Genomic DNA, 16,994 nt, shown 5'->3' on the forward strand with positions numbered 1-16,994 from the left:
TAGTGGCTCAACGCCGGAGCTGGTTGAGCGCGCGCATTTTGTTCATTACGTCCAGCGCCGCGACCTTGTACGCCTCAGAGAACGTCGGGTAGTTGAACACCGCGTCGACCAGGTATTCGATCGTGCCGCCACAGCCCATGACCGCCTGCCCGATATGGACGAGCTCGGTGGCGTTGGTCCCGAAGATATGGACGCCCAGCAGCTTGAGGTCCTCGGTGGACACCAGCAGCTTGAGCATGCCGTAGGAGTCCCCGGCGATCTGGCCGCGCGCGAGTTCGCGGTAGCGCGACACACCGACCTCGTAGGGTATCGAGTCCTTTGTCAGGTCCACCTCGGTGGCGCCGACGTAGGACACCTCCGGGATCGAATAGATGCCGATCGGCTGCAGCTCAGGCATGCCGGACGCGGGCTCGCCGAACGCGTGGTACGCGGCGAGCCGACCCTGGTCCATTGACGTGGCGGCCAGCGCCGGGAAGCCGATCACGTCGCCGACGGCATAGATGTGGTCGACTTTGGTCTGGAACTGGTCGTCGACGAAGATCCGGCCGCGGCTGTCGGCTTCCAGACCGGCCTTCTCCAGATCGAGGCGATCGGTTTGACCTTGCCGCCCAGCGGAATACATCACTGTGTCCGCGGGAATCTGCTTGCCGCTGGCCAGCGTGGTCACGGTGCCCGCCGCGCCGACATCGACGGCGGTCACTTCCTCGCCGAACCGGAACGTGACGGCAAGGTCGCGCAAGTGGAAGCGCAACGCCTCGACGATCTCGGGGTCGCAGAAGTCCAGCATCGCGTCGCGTTTCTCGACGACGGTGACCTTCGTGCCAAGCGCCGCGAACATCGACGCGTATTCGATGCCGATGACTCCCGCGCCAACCACCACCATCGACGTGGGCAGCATCTTCAGGTCAAGGATGCCGTCGGAGTCGAGTACGCGGTTCTCGTCGAAAGCGACGCCCTTCGGGCGTGCCGGCGTCGTGCCGGTCGCGATCACGATGTAGCGGCCCTCGATCGTGGTCGAGTCGCCCCGCTGCATGTCCTCGACGACAACGGTGTGCTCGTCGGCGAAGCGGCCGTGGCCGGTGTGCAAGTCAACGCGGTTGCGCATGAGCTGGGAGCGGACGACGTCCACCTCCTTGCCGATGACGTGTTGCGTACGGGCCAGGAGGTCGGCTGGGGTGATCTTGTCCTTGACGCGATAGCTGGCGCCGTAAAGCTCCCGCTGGCTCATCCCTGTGAGGTACACGACGGCCTCGCGCAGCGTCTTCGACGGAATCGTGCCGGTGTTGACGCAGACGCCGCCCAGCATCATGCCGCGTTCGACCATCGCGACGGATTTGCCGAGCTTTGCGGCCGCGATCGCCGCCTTCTGGCCGCCCGGGCCGGAGCCGATGACCACGAGGTCGTATTGCAAAGACATGACAAGACATGTACGCCGTTTTGCGCCATCTCGCACCCCCGGCGGCGTAAGTATCGCGTGAACGATTGTCGGGACCGGCGACGTCGCCACGTCGGAACTTCATCCCCAGATCCCAGTTCATTCCCAGACTGCCGGGCAGCGGCCGTCGGCGCGCCGCTGCCGTCGGTGCGATGCGTCACGGTCAGCCCATGACCACAGAACCCGACTTCATGCTCAATCGGCCCGGCGCGCTGATCGCCGCCGTGCCTGCCGTTCTCGGCTTCGTGCCGGAAAAGTCGCTCGTGCTCGTCACCGTCGATCGAGGCGAGCTGGGCGCGGTGATGCGGGTCGACCTCTCGCCGCGACTCGCCGATACCGTCGACCACATCGCCGACGTCGCCGCCGCGGCCAGGCCGGACGCCGCGATCGCGGTGATTGTCGACGCCGACGGCGCGCTGTGCCCGATGTGCGCCGAGGACTTTCGCGAGCTAACGCGTGTACTGTCTGAAGTTCTTGCGTTGCAGGATATTACGCTTCTGGCGGCCCACGTTGTCGATCGGATCGCGGCGGGCGGTCAATGGCATTGCGCGGACATGTGCGGGGCACGTGGCGCCGTCGACGACCCGTCGTCGTCACCGTTGGCGATGGCCGCTGTGCTTGATGGGCGACGCCTGTATTCACGCCGAGCGGAGCTACACCAGGTCATCGCGTTGACCGATCCGGCTCGCACGCAGCGCCTGGCCAGGCGAATCCGCAGACGGCTCAAAGTACGCGACACGGATGCGATCGAGACCGGCGATGGTCGTGCCCGCCGTGACATCGAGCGTGCGATCGCAGCCGTCACAGGCATGGGTGAAGGCGCTGAGCTCTCTGATGCCCAAGTGGCCGATTTGGCTTGCGGGCTAACCGATCTCACGGTGCGGGACACGATGTACGCATTGGCAGTCGGTGAGATGGCGGCAGAGGCCGAGACGTTGTGGGCAATGCTCTGCAGAACGCTACCCAATCCCTGGCGGGTGGAAGTGCTTGTGCTGCTGGCTTTCTCGGCCTACGCGCGGGGGGACGGTCCACTCGCCGGGGTTGCGTTGGAAGCAGCGCTGCGCTGCAGTGGCGAACACCGGATGGCGTCGATGCTCGACACGGCGCTGCAGTCGGGATTGCGGCCGGAGAAGATCCGCGACCTGGCGCTGACCGGTTACCGGTTGGCGGATCGACTGGGAGTCAAGTTGCCGCCGCGACGGGCATTCGGGCGGCGGGCTGGCTAGACCTTCTCGACCTTCACCGCGTGCGCCATGTGATGCGGCAGCTCGACGTCTTCGTGGCCGGGAATGACGATCATCACTGTCCCGATGGGGCTCGTCTGGACAGTTACCCGGGCGTTCGGCACGACGCCGGCATCCTTCAGGCGAGTGATCAGCTCGACGTCGCCTTGCACATGCTCGGTGAGTTGGCGCACCACGACCGCGACCGGGGCGCCTGCAGGCAGCTCCGTGAGGCGGACGAGGTCGCCGCGACTCGGCGCCGAAGTGGGGTCGACACCGAGCTCTGCGAGACCCGGGATCGGGTTTCCAAATGGTGAGGTGGTGGGGTTGTCCAGAACCTGCACCAGTCGCCGTTCGACGTCCTCGCTCATGACGTGCTCCCAACGGCACGCCTCGGCGTGGACCTCTTCCCACGGCAGCCCGATGATGTCGACCAGCAGTCGTTCGGCCAGGCGATGCTTGCGCATGACAGCGACGGCCAGCACACGGCCCTTCGGGGTCAACTCGAGATGGCGGTCTCCCGCCACCTGCAGCAGCCCGTCGCGCTCCATCCTCGACACTGTTTGGCTGACGGTGGGCCCGCTCTGTTCCAACCGTTCGGCGATGCGCGCACGCAGCGGAATCACGCCCTCCTCTTCGAGGTCGTAGATGGTCCGCAGGTACATCTCGGTGGTATCGACCAAATCGTTCATCAGGCACCCTCCGTTGGCGAAAGTCTACCGTTCTAGCTGGATGAACGGTGCGCTCTCACGACGCGGCTGTGTCGGGGGGCGGTTGGGGTCAGAACACGTGTGCCCGTCCTATCGAGGACGGGCACACGTGGAGGGAGTTCAGCTGGCGTAAGAGCGAAGCCGGTCGGCGCGCTCGCCGTGGCGCAGCTTGGCCATGACCTCGCGTTCGATCTGGCGAACTCGCTCGCGGGAGAGCCCGAACAACTTGCCGATCTGGTCCAGCGTGCGTGGCTGTCCGTCGTCGAGACCGAACCGCAGCCGGATGACTTGATGTTCCCGCTCGTCGAGAGTGGCCAGCACGGTGCGAATGTCGGTGTGTAGCAACTCGGAGATCACGGCGTTCTCGGCCGACATCGCCTCGGCATCCTCGATGAAATCGCCGAGCGGCGCCTCCTCGTCGCTGCCGACCGGCATATCCAGGCTGACCGGGTCGCGGCTGTGCTCGAGCAAGTCGTTGATCTTTTCGACGGGAATCCCTGACTCTTCCGCGAGTTCCTCGTCGGTGGCTTCGCGTCCGAGGTTCTGGTGCATCTCGCGTTTGATGCGCGCCAGCTTGTTCACTTGCTCTACGAGATGAACAGGCAGCCGGATGGTGCGGCTCTGGTCGGCCATTCCGCGGGTGATCGCCTGCCGGATCCACCAGGTGGCGTACGTCGAGAACTTGAAGCCCTTGGTGTAGTCGAACTTCTCCATCGCCCGGATCAGCCCGAGGTTGCCCTCCTGGATCAAGTCCAGCAGCGGCATCCCGCGGCCGGTGTAACGCTTCGCGAGCGACACGACTAACCGAAGGTTCGCCTCGAGGAGATGGCGACGGGCGGCCACGCCGTCGCGAACGATCACCGCCAGCTCGCGCTTGCGGTTCTCGCCGAGTCGCTTGCGGGTTTCGAGAAGGTGTGCGGCATAAAGGCCGGCCTCGATTCGCTTGGCCAATTCGACCTCATCGGCCGCATTCAGCAAAGCGGTCTTGCCGATCCCATTCAGATACACGCGCACGAGGTCAGCCGCTGGACTTTGAGCGTCCAGATCGTTGTCAACTCGGCTAGTGGTGGCATTCGCCATTTGCGGCCTCCTGATCGGCTCGACTTGTTACCGAGTGCAACGCTTACAGCGCGGGAGAAGTTCCCGCGCTAGGCGTTGGGTAGCCCCTCTGAGCTGCGGTTATTCACCGGCGACCTGAGAATGTGCTGAGAATAAAGACAGAGTGTCCTAATTCGTCTCGGACTCAGTGGGATTGGCGTCGCCGGATTGCGGTGTGACGCCGGTCCCACGGTTTAGTGCGGCGCGATTCGCGGTGGGGAACAACGGTGTACGCGTCGGGTGGTTCTCGAAGCGGCGGGGTTCTTCGGCCCGTCGTGGCGGCCGGTCATTGGCGATGAGAACAGCGATCCAGGGCAAAGGAATCGATGCGACGAGAATCAGCAGCGAGACGATGCCGTTGTGCCAAATGCCGTAGGCAACCGCGGCAAGGATCAGCGCCGGTATGCGAAACGTCATTATCGTCAGGTACTTCCGCACCCTCGCGCGGTGTTCTTCTTCGTAGGGCAGGGCAGCGGCGGTGATCAGGACCGGTCGTCCCTCATCGTCGAAACTCAGCTCGTGGCCGTGTTTCATCCCTCCACTGTTTCACAACGCCGCGCCCGCCGTGAGCCCGGTTTCGTCCAATAGAAATAGCGGGCACAATGGCCGACATGCAGACCCAGACGATCGAACGCACCGAGACCGACGAACGCGTCGACGACGGGACCGACGACGACACTCCGAAATTCTTCCACTACGTCAAGAAGGACAAGATCGCCGAGAGCGCCGTGATGGGCACCCACGTGGTCGCGCTGTGCGGCGAGGTGTTTCCGGTGACGCGGGCGGCGAAACCGGGCTCGCCAGTGTGCCCAGACTGCAAGCGGATCTTCGCGAAACTCAAGACGGGTTAGCCGGGCCGGCCTGCTTCCCGTCGCTTCGCTCGCCCTGGTCCTTACTCCCGTCGCTTCGCTCGCCCTGGTCCTCTGCTGGCTTGCTTTCGTCTGACTTCTCTTCTGGTTCGTCGCTGATGATCTCCTCGGCGCGCGCCTTGAGCCACCAGCCAAGCCGTCGCGCGTGCGTGTCCGGGGCCGGCCATTGCTCTTGAATCGCGTTGTTCAGTTCGGCGCCAATGACAACCGCGAACCCCAGAAAAAACGCGAAGAGCAAGAAGGCGATCGGTGTCGCCAGCGCACCGTATGTGTAGCCGGTGCTGGTGATCCATTCCAAATAGATGCGCAGTACCGAGCTGGCGACCAGGAACACGACCGTTGCGAGTACCGCGCCGATCAGCAGCCGGTGTGTCGGCAGCGGCTGGGGCAATGCCACTCGGTAGAGCACCGTCACGGTCAGCACCAGGCCGAGGCCGACGACCGGGTAGTAGCCGTACTGGAGCAAGCCGGCCCAACTGTCGGGAATGAACCGCGCGATTTTTTCCGGCCCGAGCGCGACAAGCGGAAGTACCACAATCGCGACACCCAGCATCACGATGTAGATGCCAAGGGCGAAGAAACGTTGACTGACCGCGCCGCGCAGCGGGGTCTGGCTATGCGCCTCAACGATGGAGTCGACGAACGCGGAGATCGCCGACGAGCCTGCCCACAGTGAAATCACGAATCCCAGTGACACGACTTCGCCGCGAGCTCCCGCTGTGATGCTGGTAACGGTCGGCGTGATGATCTCGTTCACGACGTTCTTCGAAAAGAAGCTGCTCGCCCCGCTGATAAGCGAGTGCTCGATGCGAGGAAGTGTCTCCGGCCCGAACAGAGGACCGATGTAAGCAAGGCTGCCCAGCAAGCCGAGCAGAAGCGGCGGAAGGGAAAGCGCCTGCCAGAAAGCGGCCTGGGCGGCCTCGGAGAATATCGAGTCGTCCCAGGCTTTGGTGATCGTGCGCTTGATGACGCGGAATACTGAGTGCTTCGTCGGCACCGGGGCCGTTTGGTCAGCCATGGTGCGTCCAGCATTGCTGACGTACGGGCGTCATGCCCGGATCACGCCGGCGGCGCGCCGACGCGGATCAGTCGCCGGCGGCGCCGACTTCCAGCACGGCGGCCAGCTCGACCAACTTCGCCTCGTGCTCGTTGGCGTGATGCTGGCAGAACAGGAGTTCACCGCCGGAAGGAAGCTTGGCTCGTACACGAGCAGCGGCGCCGCAGCGATCGCAGCGGTCAGCCCTGGTGAGTTCTGGACTGATGAGCGTTGCGGTCATGGCGTCCTCCTCTCGTGTAGCCGTTTATCTACTGTGACAGACGCATTCCGGATCGGCCTTGTTCCAAAGGCCCATGCGGGTGTGTCGTGTCTCACCTTTTGCATCGGTCGTGGTCAGTGCATGGTTACCCAAATGACGGTGCTGTTACATATCTGTTCCCGACAAGATTGGGCGGACGCGCAGCGGCGTGGCGAGCATCGGCCGGCGTCACTTACGGACGTCGGTTTTGTCCATCTATCGACCCCCCAGCAGGTGCATCTGCCTGCCAACCGGCTCTATGCCGGCCGCACTGACCTCGTGCTCCTGCACCTCGACGCGGACCGACTGGACGCGCCAGTGCGCTGGGAGCCAGGCGATGCGACGGACCCGACGTCGATGCTGTTCCCGCACCTTTATGGACCGCTACCCGTCGGTGCCGTGGTCACGACGTCGGCATACCAGCCGGGGCCGGGTGGGTTCGAGCCCGTTCATCCCTCCGCGACGTAGGCGTCGACCTCGATTTCGACATGGAATGCCGGATCGATCAGCGCCGAAACCTCGATCATCGTCGCCACGGGTCTGATATCCCCGAACACTTCGGCGTGAACTGCGCCGACCTCGGGCCAGCGGCTGATGTCGGTGACGAACATGCGAGTGCGAACAACATCGCGCAGCGTGGCGTCGACCTCGCCGAGTGCCGCCTCGATCCGTCGTAGCGCATCACGGGCTTGAGCGGCGATGTCGGCCCCGTTGCCCGTCGTGCCCGCGACGACGATGTGTGAACCGATCCGCACCGCGCGGGAATAGCCCACTGTTGGCTCGTAGAGCGATTCCGATGAGACATTGCGGCGCATGCTCGGAGGCTATCCGAGCCGACACCTACACTGACCCACCGTGGGAATTCTCTGGGGCTTCGCGCCGTGGATCGTCTATTGGGTGCTCGTCGGGAACGTCCCCTTCCGCACCGCAGTGTTGGTGGCGTTCGCGGTGGCGGTGGTCTCGTTCGTCATCGGCCGGATCACGAAAAAGCCGGGCCGCACGCTTGAAATCGGTGCTATCGCAACGTTTTTCGTCTTGACGGTGCTGACATTCACCCTCAGCGAGCAATTCATGCAGCGGTGGATCCAGCCGCTGGGCAACGCTGGAATCTTCCTGGTGGCCTTGATCGGCGCGTTGATCGGCAAGCCGTTCGTGCGCGAATTCGCCGAAGCCGACCAGCCGCCCGAGGTTATCCAAAGCGAGCTGTTCAACCGGATCACGTCGCTGCTGACCTGGATCTGGATCGGCGCGTTCGCCGGCATGACGATCTCGTCGTTGATTCCGCCGATCGTGTACGACAAGGCGTCGATTCTCGACACCGAAACTCCGTTGTCGTTCGTCTGCTACTGGGTCATCCCATTCGCACTGCTGGCTCTGGCCGCACTCGCGTCGCGAATCCTGCCCGAGAGGATGGCGCCGGACCCCGAAGACATCGTCCGCAGCACAACATTCGTCGCCTACGGCGAAGCCACGATCGACGAGTTGTATTACCTCGCGCAGGAACACGCCAACCGCGAAGTCGGCAAGGACAAGGAAGCCTACGAGGTCAAGGTCGGCGGCAAGGGCACACCTTTGGTGGGCGACGAAGAGCGGAACTCGTGGCCGTCGACGTACAAGGTGCGCGCGCGCAAGTAACGGCGCGCGCTGCCGTCGGTGAGCCGACCCCGACGCGCCACGAACCCGCGGCGCGAAACTGCCGCGGTTGACAAAATGCTGCCAAGCCAGAACTAACGCCTCTACTGGACCGGTTTGCACGGGCAGTTCGGAAACGACCCCGACACCGGTCAGGCGCCAGACCCGCGATCACCGCGAGCCTCCCGCCCAGATGACAACAGGAGGCAAGGAAATGAAGAACACCCGATCGGCATCGACTCTGTTGCGGCGCGCGGCAGCCGCGTTGGCTCTCGCGGGCGCAGTCATCGTTCCGCCCGCCCTGGCCACACTCACTGATTTCGGTGCCGCCACGGCAGTGGCGCAGCCGGCAAGCGACGACAAGCACGGCGGTCCCGACTACCAGTCGATCACGGGCTCCCGCGTCGGCGCTCCGAGCGAGTACGACGTCAGCTACTACGGCGGCAGCCACAAGCACCTGTCTGTCGAGCAGCAGCTCTACGGCTCGGGCGTGGTAGTTATTCCGCAGGTTGACACCACGGTTCACCAAAGCCGATAGAGATCAGGCAAACACGGCCCCGGCGCCATCGCGGCGCCTGGGCCGCGGTTTGTTGTGGGGGTCGCCGACGGCGCGATGAGCCTTCTCATTGAAGTAGTCCGGTAACTTAGTCGCGACGGCCGTAATGGCGATACGATTTCCGAGCAGTTTATTCAGCGGCCGAGGCATTCGAAGGCGTCGAACATGGACTATCCGCCCGCTTTGTCGCGGCTGTGTGGAACCGGAAGTGTTCGACGGCTCGCGGGATCGGGCAGATGACGTTCGGCGGTGTCCTTCGAGAAAAGCTTCGAGTACCCGACGCGAGCGGGCTCTTTCGGCAGCGGCTGGAAAAACCGTTGCTCGAGGGTTCGCCGACGGCGCTTGACGTCGTGGTCGCGCCTGCCGGGTGTGGAAAGACAACGCTGCTCTCCAGGGTTGCTGCGGCCTCGCAGGAGCCGGTCGGCTGGTATCGCCTTACGGCCGAGGACTCGACCGAGCAGCGGCTCGTCACCCATCTGGTCGGCGCGATGGCGGGCTTCGTCGACATCGACGAAGTGGACACGGTCGCGGCACTGCTCGGCGCGCTGGATGAATGGTCGGGATCGGGTGGGCTGCTGATCCTCGACGACCTCCACGAGATCGCGGACACCCCGGCGGAGGTGGGGTTGGAGCGCTTTCTGTCGCTGCGCCCGCCCCGGCTGCAAGTCATCTGCGGATCCCGCAGAATGCCCGAAGTCAACGTGCCCCGGATCAAGGTGTCGGGATCTTTCCGCGAGATCAACAGCGACGATTTGCGGTTCCGCTCGTGGGAGGTCGAGGAACTGTTCGCCTCGGTCTATCACGAACCGCTGCGACCCGAGGCCGCCGCCGCCCTTACGCGACGAACAGGGGGATGGGCAGCGGGACTTCAGCTGTTCCACCTGGCCACGGCAGGGCGCACGGCCGCCGAACGGCACCAGGCCGTCTCCGGCCTGGGCGGCCGCTCCAAGCTCGTGCGTTCCTACCTCACCCGCAATGTGCTCGCCGAACTGCCGCCGGATCGCCGCGAATTCCTGATGCGCACCTGCGCGCTCGGCCGATTGTCCGGAAGCGCGTGCGACGCCCTTCTCGGCACCACCGGCAGCCACCGCATTCTCGAAGAGCTGGAGAACGCGCAACTGTTCACGTTCACCGACGACGGCGGCATGTACTTCCGGTACCACGAAGTGCTGCAGTCGCACTTGGAACTGGTGCTGGTCGAGGAAAACGGCCAGGAAGGCGCCCGGGCCTGGTACTTGAAGAGCGCCGGGGTGCTCGAGTCGCTGGGGGAGCTGCGGCCCGCAGTGCGGGCATACGCGAAGGCCGGCGATTGGGTGGCGGTCTCTCGGCTCATGCGCGACACCGATGGCGCGCGCATCGACGCGACGTCGGTCGACGATGCTCATTTGCTTCCGGCCAGTACATGGCAACACGACCCTTGGCTGGCGTTGGCCAACGCCCGTCGACTGGTCCGGGAAGGTGCCCTTCAACGAGCTGTTGAGGCATATCGTCACGCACAGACGCTTTACGACGAGCCGAACTACCGGCAGATGTGCCGTCGTGAATGTGACGTCGTGGCAATGTGGTTGGCCGGAGAGTCCTCCACAGGATCGGCGCCGGCAACTCGCTCATCTGTCGCACACTGGAGCTGTGTTCTTCGCGACGCGGTTCGTCGCTCGCCGGACTTCGCCGCCCTGCCTGAATCCGCCGAGAACGAAAGTCGTATCCGTGTCATGCATGGATTGGCCGCCACGGCCGCCGGTGAAATCCGGCTGGCCCGGGAGATGCTGGCCTCTGTGCGGCGCGACGAGTCGGCGGATGCGTTGGCGACGATCTTCGCGACCTTGGCATTGGCGGTGCACGATCTGATCGACGGTGACGACTCGGATCCCGCATCGAGGCTCAGCACGATTGCCGCGTTGGCGGAAAATGAAGGCTTGCCGTGGGTTTCGAGGTTATGTCAGGGGCTCGAGCAGATCGCGCTCGTCACATCGCAGGAAGCGGTCTGGCGATTCGAAAGCTGCTCGGAGATCGTGACGGCCGCCGAACGCATGGGCGATCGTTGGGGCGCCGGCCTGCTCACGTTTGTGATAGGCCTGGCCAAACAACGCGTTGGCGAATCAGCGCTGGCCGAGCTAACTACTGCGGCAAGAACTTTCGCTGAGCTGGAGGCGCCGGTGCTCGAGCATTGGTGTCAACTGTTGGCCCTCCGCGAGGAGCCGACGGCAACCGCGGTCACGAAAGCCGTTGAGACCAGCCGGAGCCTGCGGTCGCGCGGTGCCGAGGCGTTTGCATCGAGTCTCATGGTGTCCATCTCTGCCGATTGCGAACCGGCGAAACTGCGCGCCGCGGCCGACCTGGCTGCTCAGTGCGGCCTGCCACTGTCGGTCGCCATGACCAGCGGTGGACCGCAGGAGCACGCTGGTCAGCAGGAGACCCCGGACACACCGGCGGCCGGGGACGAAACCCACGTTCCTGTTGTCGCCATCACGTGCTTCGGCGGCTACCGCGTAGCGATCGATGGCGAGCCAATTGACCTCAACTCGCTGCGGCCGAAAGCGCGTGCGGTGCTGCAGATCTTGTCCCTGTCACCCGACCGCGACCACCACCGGGAATTCCTCGAAGAGCTGCTGTGGTCGGGCGTCGACCATTCCGTCGCGTGTCACCGGCTACAGGTTGCGGTGTCGAGTGTGCGGACGACCATGTTCGGCGACCACAGTGTGGTCATCCGCCGCGAGGGCGAATCGTACCGGCTGTGTCTGCCCGGCAATGCGACCGTCGACGTTCGAGACTTCACCTGGGCATTGTCGAGGGCTGCCGCTCTGTCGGCGCGCGGCGATCTGGAAGGGCGCATGGCGGCACGTCAGGAAGCGCTCACCCTGTACACGGGTCACCTGCTTCCAGGGATTACTGGCTCTGAGCACATCGAGACCGAGCGGGATCGGTTGCGGCGCAATGCCGGCGCCGCCGCGGCCGCACTGGCGTCCGACTACGTGACACTCGGCGAGTGCGAACAAGCACTGATCGCGGCGCAGCGATCGGTCGAACTGGATCCGTATCAAGAAGGCCCGTGGCTGATCATGGCCGATTTGCACGAGAAGATGGACGACACGTCGGCTGCCGAGCACGTCCGTCGCGAACACGCTCGGCTGAAGGTCGAGCTAGAGGTCTGAGTCGCGAGGTGGTTCGTCACCGTCGCGGCCCGGGGGCTCGCCGCCCTGCGACGACGACGGGTCGACGATCGGAATGACCGTCGTCGCGGCGGGGTCGCTGCGTGGCACGGCCGAGGTTTTGGGTTCGCGGGCCTCGCCGTCGCCCGTTGATGTGCTTGCTTCGCCATCACCATCAGGTGACGGCGACGGCGGCGGTGGTTCGTCGCTCTTGGACTTGGGCGGTGCCGGTCGGGTGACTACCTCTACCGTATGCGGGATGTGAGCGGGCTTCACCTGTTCGACCAGGGCGTCAAGGCTGCGGCGGTCGAATTCGACATCATGGTCGATGGTGACCCGGACGAGCAGGTTCGGCACCGCCTGGCCGGCCGCACGGGAGTTCGGCTTGTTCGACCATGTGGCCGAACCAGATTCGATCACCTCGGTTTCCTGGTTGAACGTTGCGCGGACCGCCTCGCGAACGCCTTGCACCGTCCCGCGCCAGGGCAGCAGTGCGGTGGCGGCGAGGATGAGTCCGCGCTTGCGGTCCGGGTCTGGGTGCTCGCCCACGCTCAGGCCGATCCAGCCGGCAAGCCAGTCGAGCATGTCCTCCGGAGTGGTCTTCGGATCGAGGTACGCCGGAAAGCAGTCCAGCGTCGCGAAGACCGGGGCAAGCACGTCGTCGAATGAACCGCACAGTTGCTCGGCGAGGGGGTCGTCGCGGTACACCAACGGCATCGTGTCCATCAGTGGCCGCGGCGAGCAGACGTCGTCGATGCCGCCTCTCATTGGTCAAGCACCCGAACGCTGTGTCGTCCGTAGGAGTAGACGAGTTCGTTGCGGGCCAACCGAATCACATCGGCCGGCCTGTCCGCCCGCTCTTTGGTCTCCGGGTCGACGGCGAACAACTGCACGGAGATCGGTCCGGCCATGTCGATGCCGGGTATCCATGCCAGCGCAGCAGTCATGTCATGCACTTGTACCGACCGTCCGATCGGCCAGCCGGTGCGGTTCAGTCCACCTTTGAGGGGATGCAGGAGCCGGTTCAGCGCCCGCAGCACATCGTTTCTCAGTTGCTCACGGTGGAAACCGGGCAATGCGTAAAGAGAGGCCACCACAGTGACACCCCAATAGCGCGGCGGCTCGACGACGAGCCGGGTGCCCACAAGGCGCCGCTCATTCAGGTGGTTTTTGATCCGCTGAATGGTCTCAGGCAATGGGTCGAGATCTTCGCGGCGAACGGCTTCCATGGCATCGCTGGACACGTGCGGCACGATCAGCACGCGCACGATGCCGGCCTCCCGCTCACCGGCCGCGGGCAGGCAGTGCGCCCGGGCGATCTCGGGCGCGACTTCCCGGGTCAGCTCTTCGAAATCCTGTGCAGTGACGGCTTTTCCGCGTGTGCGAAGCAGCAGCGGACCGCGCGCTTTGACCTCGTCGACGGTCTCCGCCTCGGCACCGCCGACGGCCGCTCTGCGGTTCTCGACGCGTGAGATGTACGGAACACTGGTCTTGAGCACGCGAATCTGACCGATTCCGACGTTGCCGTTTCTCCCTCCGCCGGTTCTGTACGCGGATACGACGACCGAGGCCGCTTTCCGGGGGATGGCGCCGTACTGGCGCATGCTGCCGTCGGCTTCTCGAACCATCGGTCCGAACACAATCTCACCGGCGACGGGGTCGATGTGGAACGACCGGCTCGAATCGTTCTCTGCGCCAAAGTGTTCGACTGGCTTCCACTCCGTCGACTCCTCACCGGCCACCACCGACACCGAGCTGTTCTCCCACGGCAGGACCGGTCGATGCAGAAGCGGGAAGCGTTGACCCGCTGTCCCGTCCGATGTCCCGACGGTCTCATCGTGCACGACACGCGCATGGATGATTCGTGCGGTGCCGCCGACGGTTGCTGCCGAGATCGACCTGATGTACGGCGATTCGCTGTAGGTGGATTGGTCCGGGGCGGGCTCCACCAACCGGCAGCGCAACCAGCCCTTCGCTTCGCCGCCGACCGGGGCGGGCGAGCCCAGCACGTGTCCACGCGGCACGTGAAGAATGACATCGCCCGGTCTGTTGAAGGCCTTCGTCCCGTCGCGATCGAGTTCGCACTCCACCCATTCGGTTTCGCCGGTCCAGGCCTCCCAGACGTAGGGGGGATTCGCGGGGTTCACGCCGACACCTGACACCCTGCACTCGAATCGCAGCATCACCGCGCACGACGGGATGGCGTTGTCGAGACCGATCATCAGGGCATCTCCCGGCGTTGGCCTCTCCGCGAAGCAGCGGAACTCGTTGCCACGCGGGTCGTTGCGCTGGTCTCTGGACGCTGCCCGCCCGGAAACTGTTGCTACACGGCCGCTCTCGAGAGAGCAAGGAATGATGTTGAGCTGCTCGGTCGTCGAGAACACGACGGGATCGTCCACGTCGGTGCGGTCCGTGCTCACCTCGGTCTCCGAGCGGACCGTAATCGTTTGCGGCTGAGGCGCAGCCAGCCAGAAGGTGGCCTCGCCCTGGGCGGCGCCGGGCGCGCGGAGCTCCAGACCCAGCAATTCCAGGAACTTGATGTAGTTGCGGTCGGGGACTCTGTTCAGTCGATAGACAAGCTGGTCGACCATCATCGCGAACGTCTCGATCAGCGTGATGCCCGGATCAGAGATGTTGTGTTCGGACCAGTCCGGGCACCGTCGATGCACCAGGCGACGGGCGTCGTCCACCAGGCTTTGGAAGGTCCGGTCGTCGAGATTGGGTGCGGGCAACATGGCTCAGGCCTCGTTCAGTATCGGTAAACCGCTTGCGGGAACAGGTGAAGGTAGCGCCATGGGCGGGAGTTCGGTGGCGGTGAGCACGTTCGACTCGTCGGGAATCACATAGAACGGGAAGACCAGATTGCGTGGGTCGTTGTACCCGCGGACCCGATAACCCACGTCTATGTAGAACGTGCCAAGGTCCTGATTATCGGCCGTGACTTGGACCGATTCGACGTCGATGCGTGGCTCCCAGAGTTCGAGCGCGCGACGGACGTCGTATGCGATCGCGGCCGCAGTCGCTTCGTTGACTGGTGAGAACAAGTGATCCTGTATGCGGCAACCGAATTCGGGTCTCATCGGACGCTCGCCCGGTGACGTCCGGATAATGATCTCTATCGCCTGCTCGATGTCGCGGACATTGCTCGCCAGCGCGACGGAATTCGTAGGATCGATCTGCAGCGGGAAGTTCCATCCCGCACCGAGGAAATCCACAGACATCGATCACCCTCCAATCAGTTGATCTTGACCGGCGCACCGGAAATGACGTTGGGACCTGTAGCAGCGACTTTGACCGTGCTTCCGTTCAGCGACAAGCTCGTCTTGGTGTCGAGGTCGACGGCGCCGGTGCCGCCGGACAACGAAACGCCATTTGTCGCGGTGATGGAGATCTTCTTGGCCTTCATCTCCAGATCCGATGAGCCGGCGTCGATGACGATGCCCTTCTGGCCCTGTATGAGGATCGTCCCGTCGCTGTGCACCTCGATCTTGGTTCCCACCGAGTCCAGAGCGATTTTCAGCTTTCCGTCGCCGGTTTCGGCGGTGATGCCCTCTGTCTTGCCGTCCTCGTCGAACAGGTCGACGCGGTGCCCTTTTCGCGAGATGAAAGAACGCCGGTTGACGGCCCCCGAGTTGCTGTCGATAAGACTGGGCCCCTTGGTGCTTGGAGTGTCGATGCCGTTGAACAGACCTCCGAGTACATACGGCCGCTGGGGATCTCCCTGTTCGAATGCGACCAGCACTTCGTCGCCGACCTCTGGGACCACGATGAACCCGCGGTCTTTTCCGGCGCCGGGTTGCAAAGTGCGCGCCCAGTCGCTGACGTAGTCGTCGGAAAGCCACGGGAAGGTGAGCTTCACGCGACCTTGTTTCGTGGGGTCATTGGCGTCGCTGACCTGTGCGACGACGATCCCGTCACCAAGCGTTCGGCCACCACCAGCGGTGAGCCCGTACAGGCTGCGTTCCTGACGGCCTGTCACCGAGAACGCGGTGGTGTAACCGCCGTGGGTGGGATCGAAACGATGTCGGGCAGCCGTGATCGTGTATTTGCCGTCGAAGGGCTCACCCGCGTTCTCGACCGTGATGCTCACGTTGGCGCGCAGTTTCGGGTTTCCCCGTGCCACAGCATCGATCTCGGCAAACGAGCTACCGATCTCTTCTGTCAGCGCTGCCGCAGCTGCGTCCGCTTCAGACTGGCTGCGGTACGCGACGTCGGAGGCGACGTACTTGGGATCGCCGAACGGCTTGGCCATATCGGCCGGCTTCATCGTCGGTAGGTCAACGCTTTTCGTGCCAGCGGGAACCGAACTCGTGATCTTGCGCTTCTGGGCGACATCCCAGCCGCGGACCTCGACCTCGGAGACCTGTTCGGCGGCGGTGATGACCGAGCGGAAACGCAGGAGATCGCTGCCCAACCGCAGGACCAGCGGGTCGGTGGCGCTGGGGTCGTCGGAGGGGGCCGTGCTGGCGGCCTCCCGAAACCGGAAGTTGAGTTTGTTGTCGCGCATGGTCAACTCGTAGCCGATGCGCTTGGCAAGACGGTCGAGGAACTCCCAGTCCGTCTGGCCGAATTGGCCGAGATGGTCGAAGACGGTCTTGCTGGAATCAATCTGCCCCTCAGGCAGTTTGGCCCGCTGGGCGACCTGATGGACGGCGTCCGACGCGGTTACTTGCGTGTACGACTTCGTGTGCCGTCCGCGGAACAAGCGGTGTACCGGATCGTAGCCCCGGATGATCGTGAAGGAACCGCCGCCGCCGACTTCGGCCTCGAGCGACGTGACCTCGCCTTCGATCAACTTCTCGGGTGTGTCGGTCTCGGTGCTCGCGATCGTGATCTTGGCCTTGGAGCCGATCTTCACTTTGGACTTCTCGATCACCATGCGGGTGGGGTCACGAAACCTCAGCATGAACGAATCCGGCAGTCGCAGACTGGAATCCACATAGGCCGACGTCAATATTGACGCGATGTCGTCGGGCAGGTCGGTGCCGTCGAATTCTACGTTAAAGCGCGCGGAGGTGGCCATCGCG

General features: G+C 64.2%; 17 protein-coding genes. 6 read left to right on the top strand and 11 right to left on the bottom strand.

The window, feature by feature from the left end; all coding sequences use genetic code 11:
- Positions 1–7 precede the first annotated feature (7 nt).
- On the bottom strand, positions 8–1,417 hold the full coding sequence (sthA, locus tag QOH60_RS06735) for a Si-specific NAD(P)(+) transhydrogenase (protein WP_526418409.1): 1,410 nt from the start codon (positions 1,415–1,417) through the stop codon (positions 8–10).
- Between the two features lie 188 nt (positions 1,418–1,605).
- On the opposite strand from sthA, the gene QOH60_RS06740 reads away from it, so the two are divergent.
- Positions 1,606–2,661, top strand: a complete 1,056-nt coding sequence (locus QOH60_RS06740) for a DUF4192 family protein (RefSeq protein ID WP_526418411.1) — start codon at positions 1,606–1,608, stop codon at positions 2,659–2,661.
- On the opposite strand, the gene QOH60_RS06745 is transcribed toward QOH60_RS06740, so the two are convergent.
- The 3 genes from QOH60_RS06745 to QOH60_RS06755 form a co-directional block, all read right to left on the bottom strand.
- The gene (locus QOH60_RS06745) at positions 2,658–3,350 is read right to left on the bottom strand and encodes an iron-dependent transcriptional repressor DtxR (protein ID WP_526418413.1); all 693 of its coding nucleotides are present in this window, start codon (positions 3,348–3,350) and stop codon (positions 2,658–2,660) included. The genes QOH60_RS06740 and QOH60_RS06745 overlap by 4 nt on opposite strands.
- A gap of 138 nt (positions 3,351–3,488) precedes the next feature.
- Complete coding sequence (sigB, locus tag QOH60_RS06750) at positions 3,489–4,448, bottom strand: sigma-70 family RNA polymerase sigma factor SigB (protein ID WP_526418415.1); 960 nt, start codon at positions 4,446–4,448, stop codon at positions 3,489–3,491.
- A gap of 147 nt (positions 4,449–4,595) precedes the next feature.
- The gene (locus QOH60_RS06755) at positions 4,596–5,000 is read right to left on the bottom strand and encodes a DUF3099 domain-containing protein (protein ID WP_526418417.1); all 405 of its coding nucleotides are present in this window, start codon (positions 4,998–5,000) and stop codon (positions 4,596–4,598) included.
- A gap of 77 nt (positions 5,001–5,077) precedes the next feature.
- Here QOH60_RS06755 and QOH60_RS06760 point away from each other — a divergent pair, with 77 nt between their 5' ends.
- Positions 5,078–5,317 (top strand): DUF3039 domain-containing protein, encoded by a 240-nt coding sequence (locus tag QOH60_RS06760; RefSeq protein WP_526418419.1) that lies wholly within the window; start codon positions 5,078–5,080, stop codon positions 5,315–5,317.
- Here QOH60_RS06760 and QOH60_RS06765 read toward each other — a convergent pair.
- The gene (locus tag QOH60_RS06765) at positions 5,304–6,353 is read right to left on the bottom strand and encodes a YhjD/YihY/BrkB family envelope integrity protein (RefSeq protein ID WP_526418421.1); all 1,050 of its coding nucleotides are present in this window, start codon (positions 6,351–6,353) and stop codon (positions 5,304–5,306) included. The genes QOH60_RS06760 and QOH60_RS06765 overlap by 14 nt on opposite strands.
- Positions 6,354–6,420: 67 nt before the next feature.
- Positions 6,421–6,612 (bottom strand): DUF7455 domain-containing protein, encoded by a 192-nt coding sequence (locus QOH60_RS06770; protein ID WP_526418423.1) that lies wholly within the window; start codon positions 6,610–6,612, stop codon positions 6,421–6,423.
- A 132-nt stretch (positions 6,613–6,744) separates the two neighbouring features.
- Here QOH60_RS06770 and QOH60_RS06775 point away from each other — a divergent pair, with 132 nt between their 5' ends.
- A complete protein-coding gene (locus QOH60_RS06775) occupies positions 6,745–7,098 on the top strand; it encodes a DUF952 domain-containing protein (protein ID WP_526418425.1) in 354 nt (117 codons plus the stop codon).
- Here QOH60_RS06775 and QOH60_RS06780 read toward each other — a convergent pair.
- Entirely contained in the window at positions 7,080–7,445 is a 366-nt protein-coding gene (locus QOH60_RS06780; RefSeq protein WP_526418427.1) for a RidA family protein, read from the bottom strand. The two genes, QOH60_RS06775 and QOH60_RS06780, sit on opposite strands and share 19 nt — an antisense overlap.
- A 40-nt stretch (positions 7,446–7,485) precedes the next feature.
- Here QOH60_RS06780 and QOH60_RS06785 point away from each other — a divergent pair, with 40 nt between their 5' ends.
- From QOH60_RS06785 to QOH60_RS06795, 3 genes are all read left to right on the top strand, one after another.
- Positions 7,486–8,265 (top strand): hypothetical protein, encoded by a 780-nt coding sequence (locus tag QOH60_RS06785; RefSeq protein ID WP_526418429.1) that lies wholly within the window; start codon positions 7,486–7,488, stop codon positions 8,263–8,265.
- Positions 8,266–8,476: 211 nt separating this feature from the next.
- Positions 8,477–8,800 carry a hypothetical protein gene (locus tag QOH60_RS06790; RefSeq protein WP_526418431.1) on the top strand — a complete coding sequence of 108 codons (324 nt, stop codon included), beginning with the start codon at positions 8,477–8,479 and terminating at the stop codon, positions 8,798–8,800.
- Positions 8,801–9,054: 254 nt separating this feature from the next.
- The gene (locus QOH60_RS06795) at positions 9,055–11,970 is read left to right on the top strand and encodes a winged helix-turn-helix domain-containing protein (RefSeq protein WP_526418433.1); all 2,916 of its coding nucleotides are present in this window, start codon (positions 9,055–9,057) and stop codon (positions 11,968–11,970) included.
- Here QOH60_RS06795 and QOH60_RS06800 read toward each other — a convergent pair.
- The 4 genes from QOH60_RS06800 to QOH60_RS06815 are packed head-to-tail and all read right to left on the bottom strand — an operon-like array spanning position 11,959 to position 16,990.
- Positions 11,959–12,735 (bottom strand): phage tail protein, encoded by a 777-nt coding sequence (locus QOH60_RS06800; protein ID WP_526418435.1) that lies wholly within the window; start codon positions 12,733–12,735, stop codon positions 11,959–11,961. The genes QOH60_RS06795 and QOH60_RS06800 overlap by 12 nt on opposite strands.
- Positions 12,732–14,702 carry a putative baseplate assembly protein gene (locus QOH60_RS06805; RefSeq protein ID WP_526418437.1) on the bottom strand — a complete coding sequence of 657 codons (1,971 nt, stop codon included), beginning with the start codon at positions 14,700–14,702 and terminating at the stop codon, positions 12,732–12,734. Before QOH60_RS06805 ends, QOH60_RS06800 begins: the two co-directional genes overlap by 4 nt.
- A 3-nt stretch (positions 14,703–14,705) precedes the next feature.
- Entirely contained in the window at positions 14,706–15,188 is a 483-nt protein-coding gene (locus QOH60_RS06810) for a gp25 family contractile injection system sheath assembly initiator (RefSeq protein WP_526418439.1), read from the bottom strand.
- 14 nt (positions 15,189–15,202) lie between these two features.
- Positions 15,203–16,990: a VgrG-related protein gene (locus QOH60_RS06815; RefSeq protein ID WP_526418441.1), complete on the bottom strand. Its 1,788-nt coding sequence runs from the start codon at positions 16,988–16,990 to the stop codon at positions 15,203–15,205.
- Positions 16,991–16,994 lie beyond the last annotated feature (4 nt).

It is taken from the genome of Mycobacterium sp., from assembly GCF_032159765.1.
Taxonomy (GTDB): domain Bacteria; phylum Actinomycetota; class Actinomycetes; order Mycobacteriales; family Mycobacteriaceae; genus Mycobacterium.

What these genes read in the sequence shown, in the direction of transcription:
- sthA (WP_526418409.1), bottom strand. Translation starts at nt 1,417, where the DNA reads ATGTCTTTGCAATACGACCTCGTGGTCATCGGCTCCGGCCCGGGCGGC.
- QOH60_RS06740 (WP_526418411.1), top strand. Translation starts at nt 1,606, where the DNA reads ATGACCACAGAACCCGACTTCATGCTCAATCGGCCCGGCGCGCTGATC.
- QOH60_RS06745 (WP_526418413.1), bottom strand. Translation starts at nt 3,350, where the DNA reads ATGAACGATTTGGTCGATACCACCGAGATGTACCTGCGGACCATCTAC.
- sigB (WP_526418415.1), bottom strand. Translation starts at nt 4,448, where the DNA reads ATGGCGAATGCCACCACTAGCCGAGTTGACAACGATCTGGACGCTCAA.
- QOH60_RS06755 (WP_526418417.1), bottom strand. Translation starts at nt 5,000, where the DNA reads ATGAAACACGGCCACGAGCTGAGTTTCGACGATGAGGGACGACCGGTC.
- QOH60_RS06760 (WP_526418419.1), top strand. Translation starts at nt 5,078, where the DNA reads ATGCAGACCCAGACGATCGAACGCACCGAGACCGACGAACGCGTCGAC.
- QOH60_RS06765 (WP_526418421.1), bottom strand. Translation starts at nt 6,353, where the DNA reads ATGGCTGACCAAACGGCCCCGGTGCCGACGAAGCACTCAGTATTCCGC.
- QOH60_RS06770 (WP_526418423.1), bottom strand. Translation starts at nt 6,612, where the DNA reads ATGACCGCAACGCTCATCAGTCCAGAACTCACCAGGGCTGACCGCTGC.
- QOH60_RS06775 (WP_526418425.1), top strand. Translation starts at nt 6,745, where the DNA reads ATGACGGTGCTGTTACATATCTGTTCCCGACAAGATTGGGCGGACGCG.
- QOH60_RS06780 (WP_526418427.1), bottom strand. Translation starts at nt 7,445, where the DNA reads ATGCGCCGCAATGTCTCATCGGAATCGCTCTACGAGCCAACAGTGGGC.
- QOH60_RS06790 (WP_526418431.1), top strand. Translation starts at nt 8,477, where the DNA reads ATGAAGAACACCCGATCGGCATCGACTCTGTTGCGGCGCGCGGCAGCC.
- QOH60_RS06795 (WP_526418433.1), top strand. Translation starts at nt 9,055, where the DNA reads ATGACGTTCGGCGGTGTCCTTCGAGAAAAGCTTCGAGTACCCGACGCG.
- QOH60_RS06800 (WP_526418435.1), bottom strand. Translation starts at nt 12,735, where the DNA reads ATGAGAGGCGGCATCGACGACGTCTGCTCGCCGCGGCCACTGATGGAC.
- QOH60_RS06805 (WP_526418437.1), bottom strand. Translation starts at nt 14,702, where the DNA reads ATGTTGCCCGCACCCAATCTCGACGACCGGACCTTCCAAAGCCTGGTG.
- QOH60_RS06810 (WP_526418439.1), bottom strand. Translation starts at nt 15,188, where the DNA reads ATGTCTGTGGATTTCCTCGGTGCGGGATGGAACTTCCCGCTGCAGATC.
- QOH60_RS06815 (WP_526418441.1), bottom strand. Translation starts at nt 16,990, where the DNA reads ATGGCCACCTCCGCGCGCTTTAACGTAGAATTCGACGGCACCGACCTG.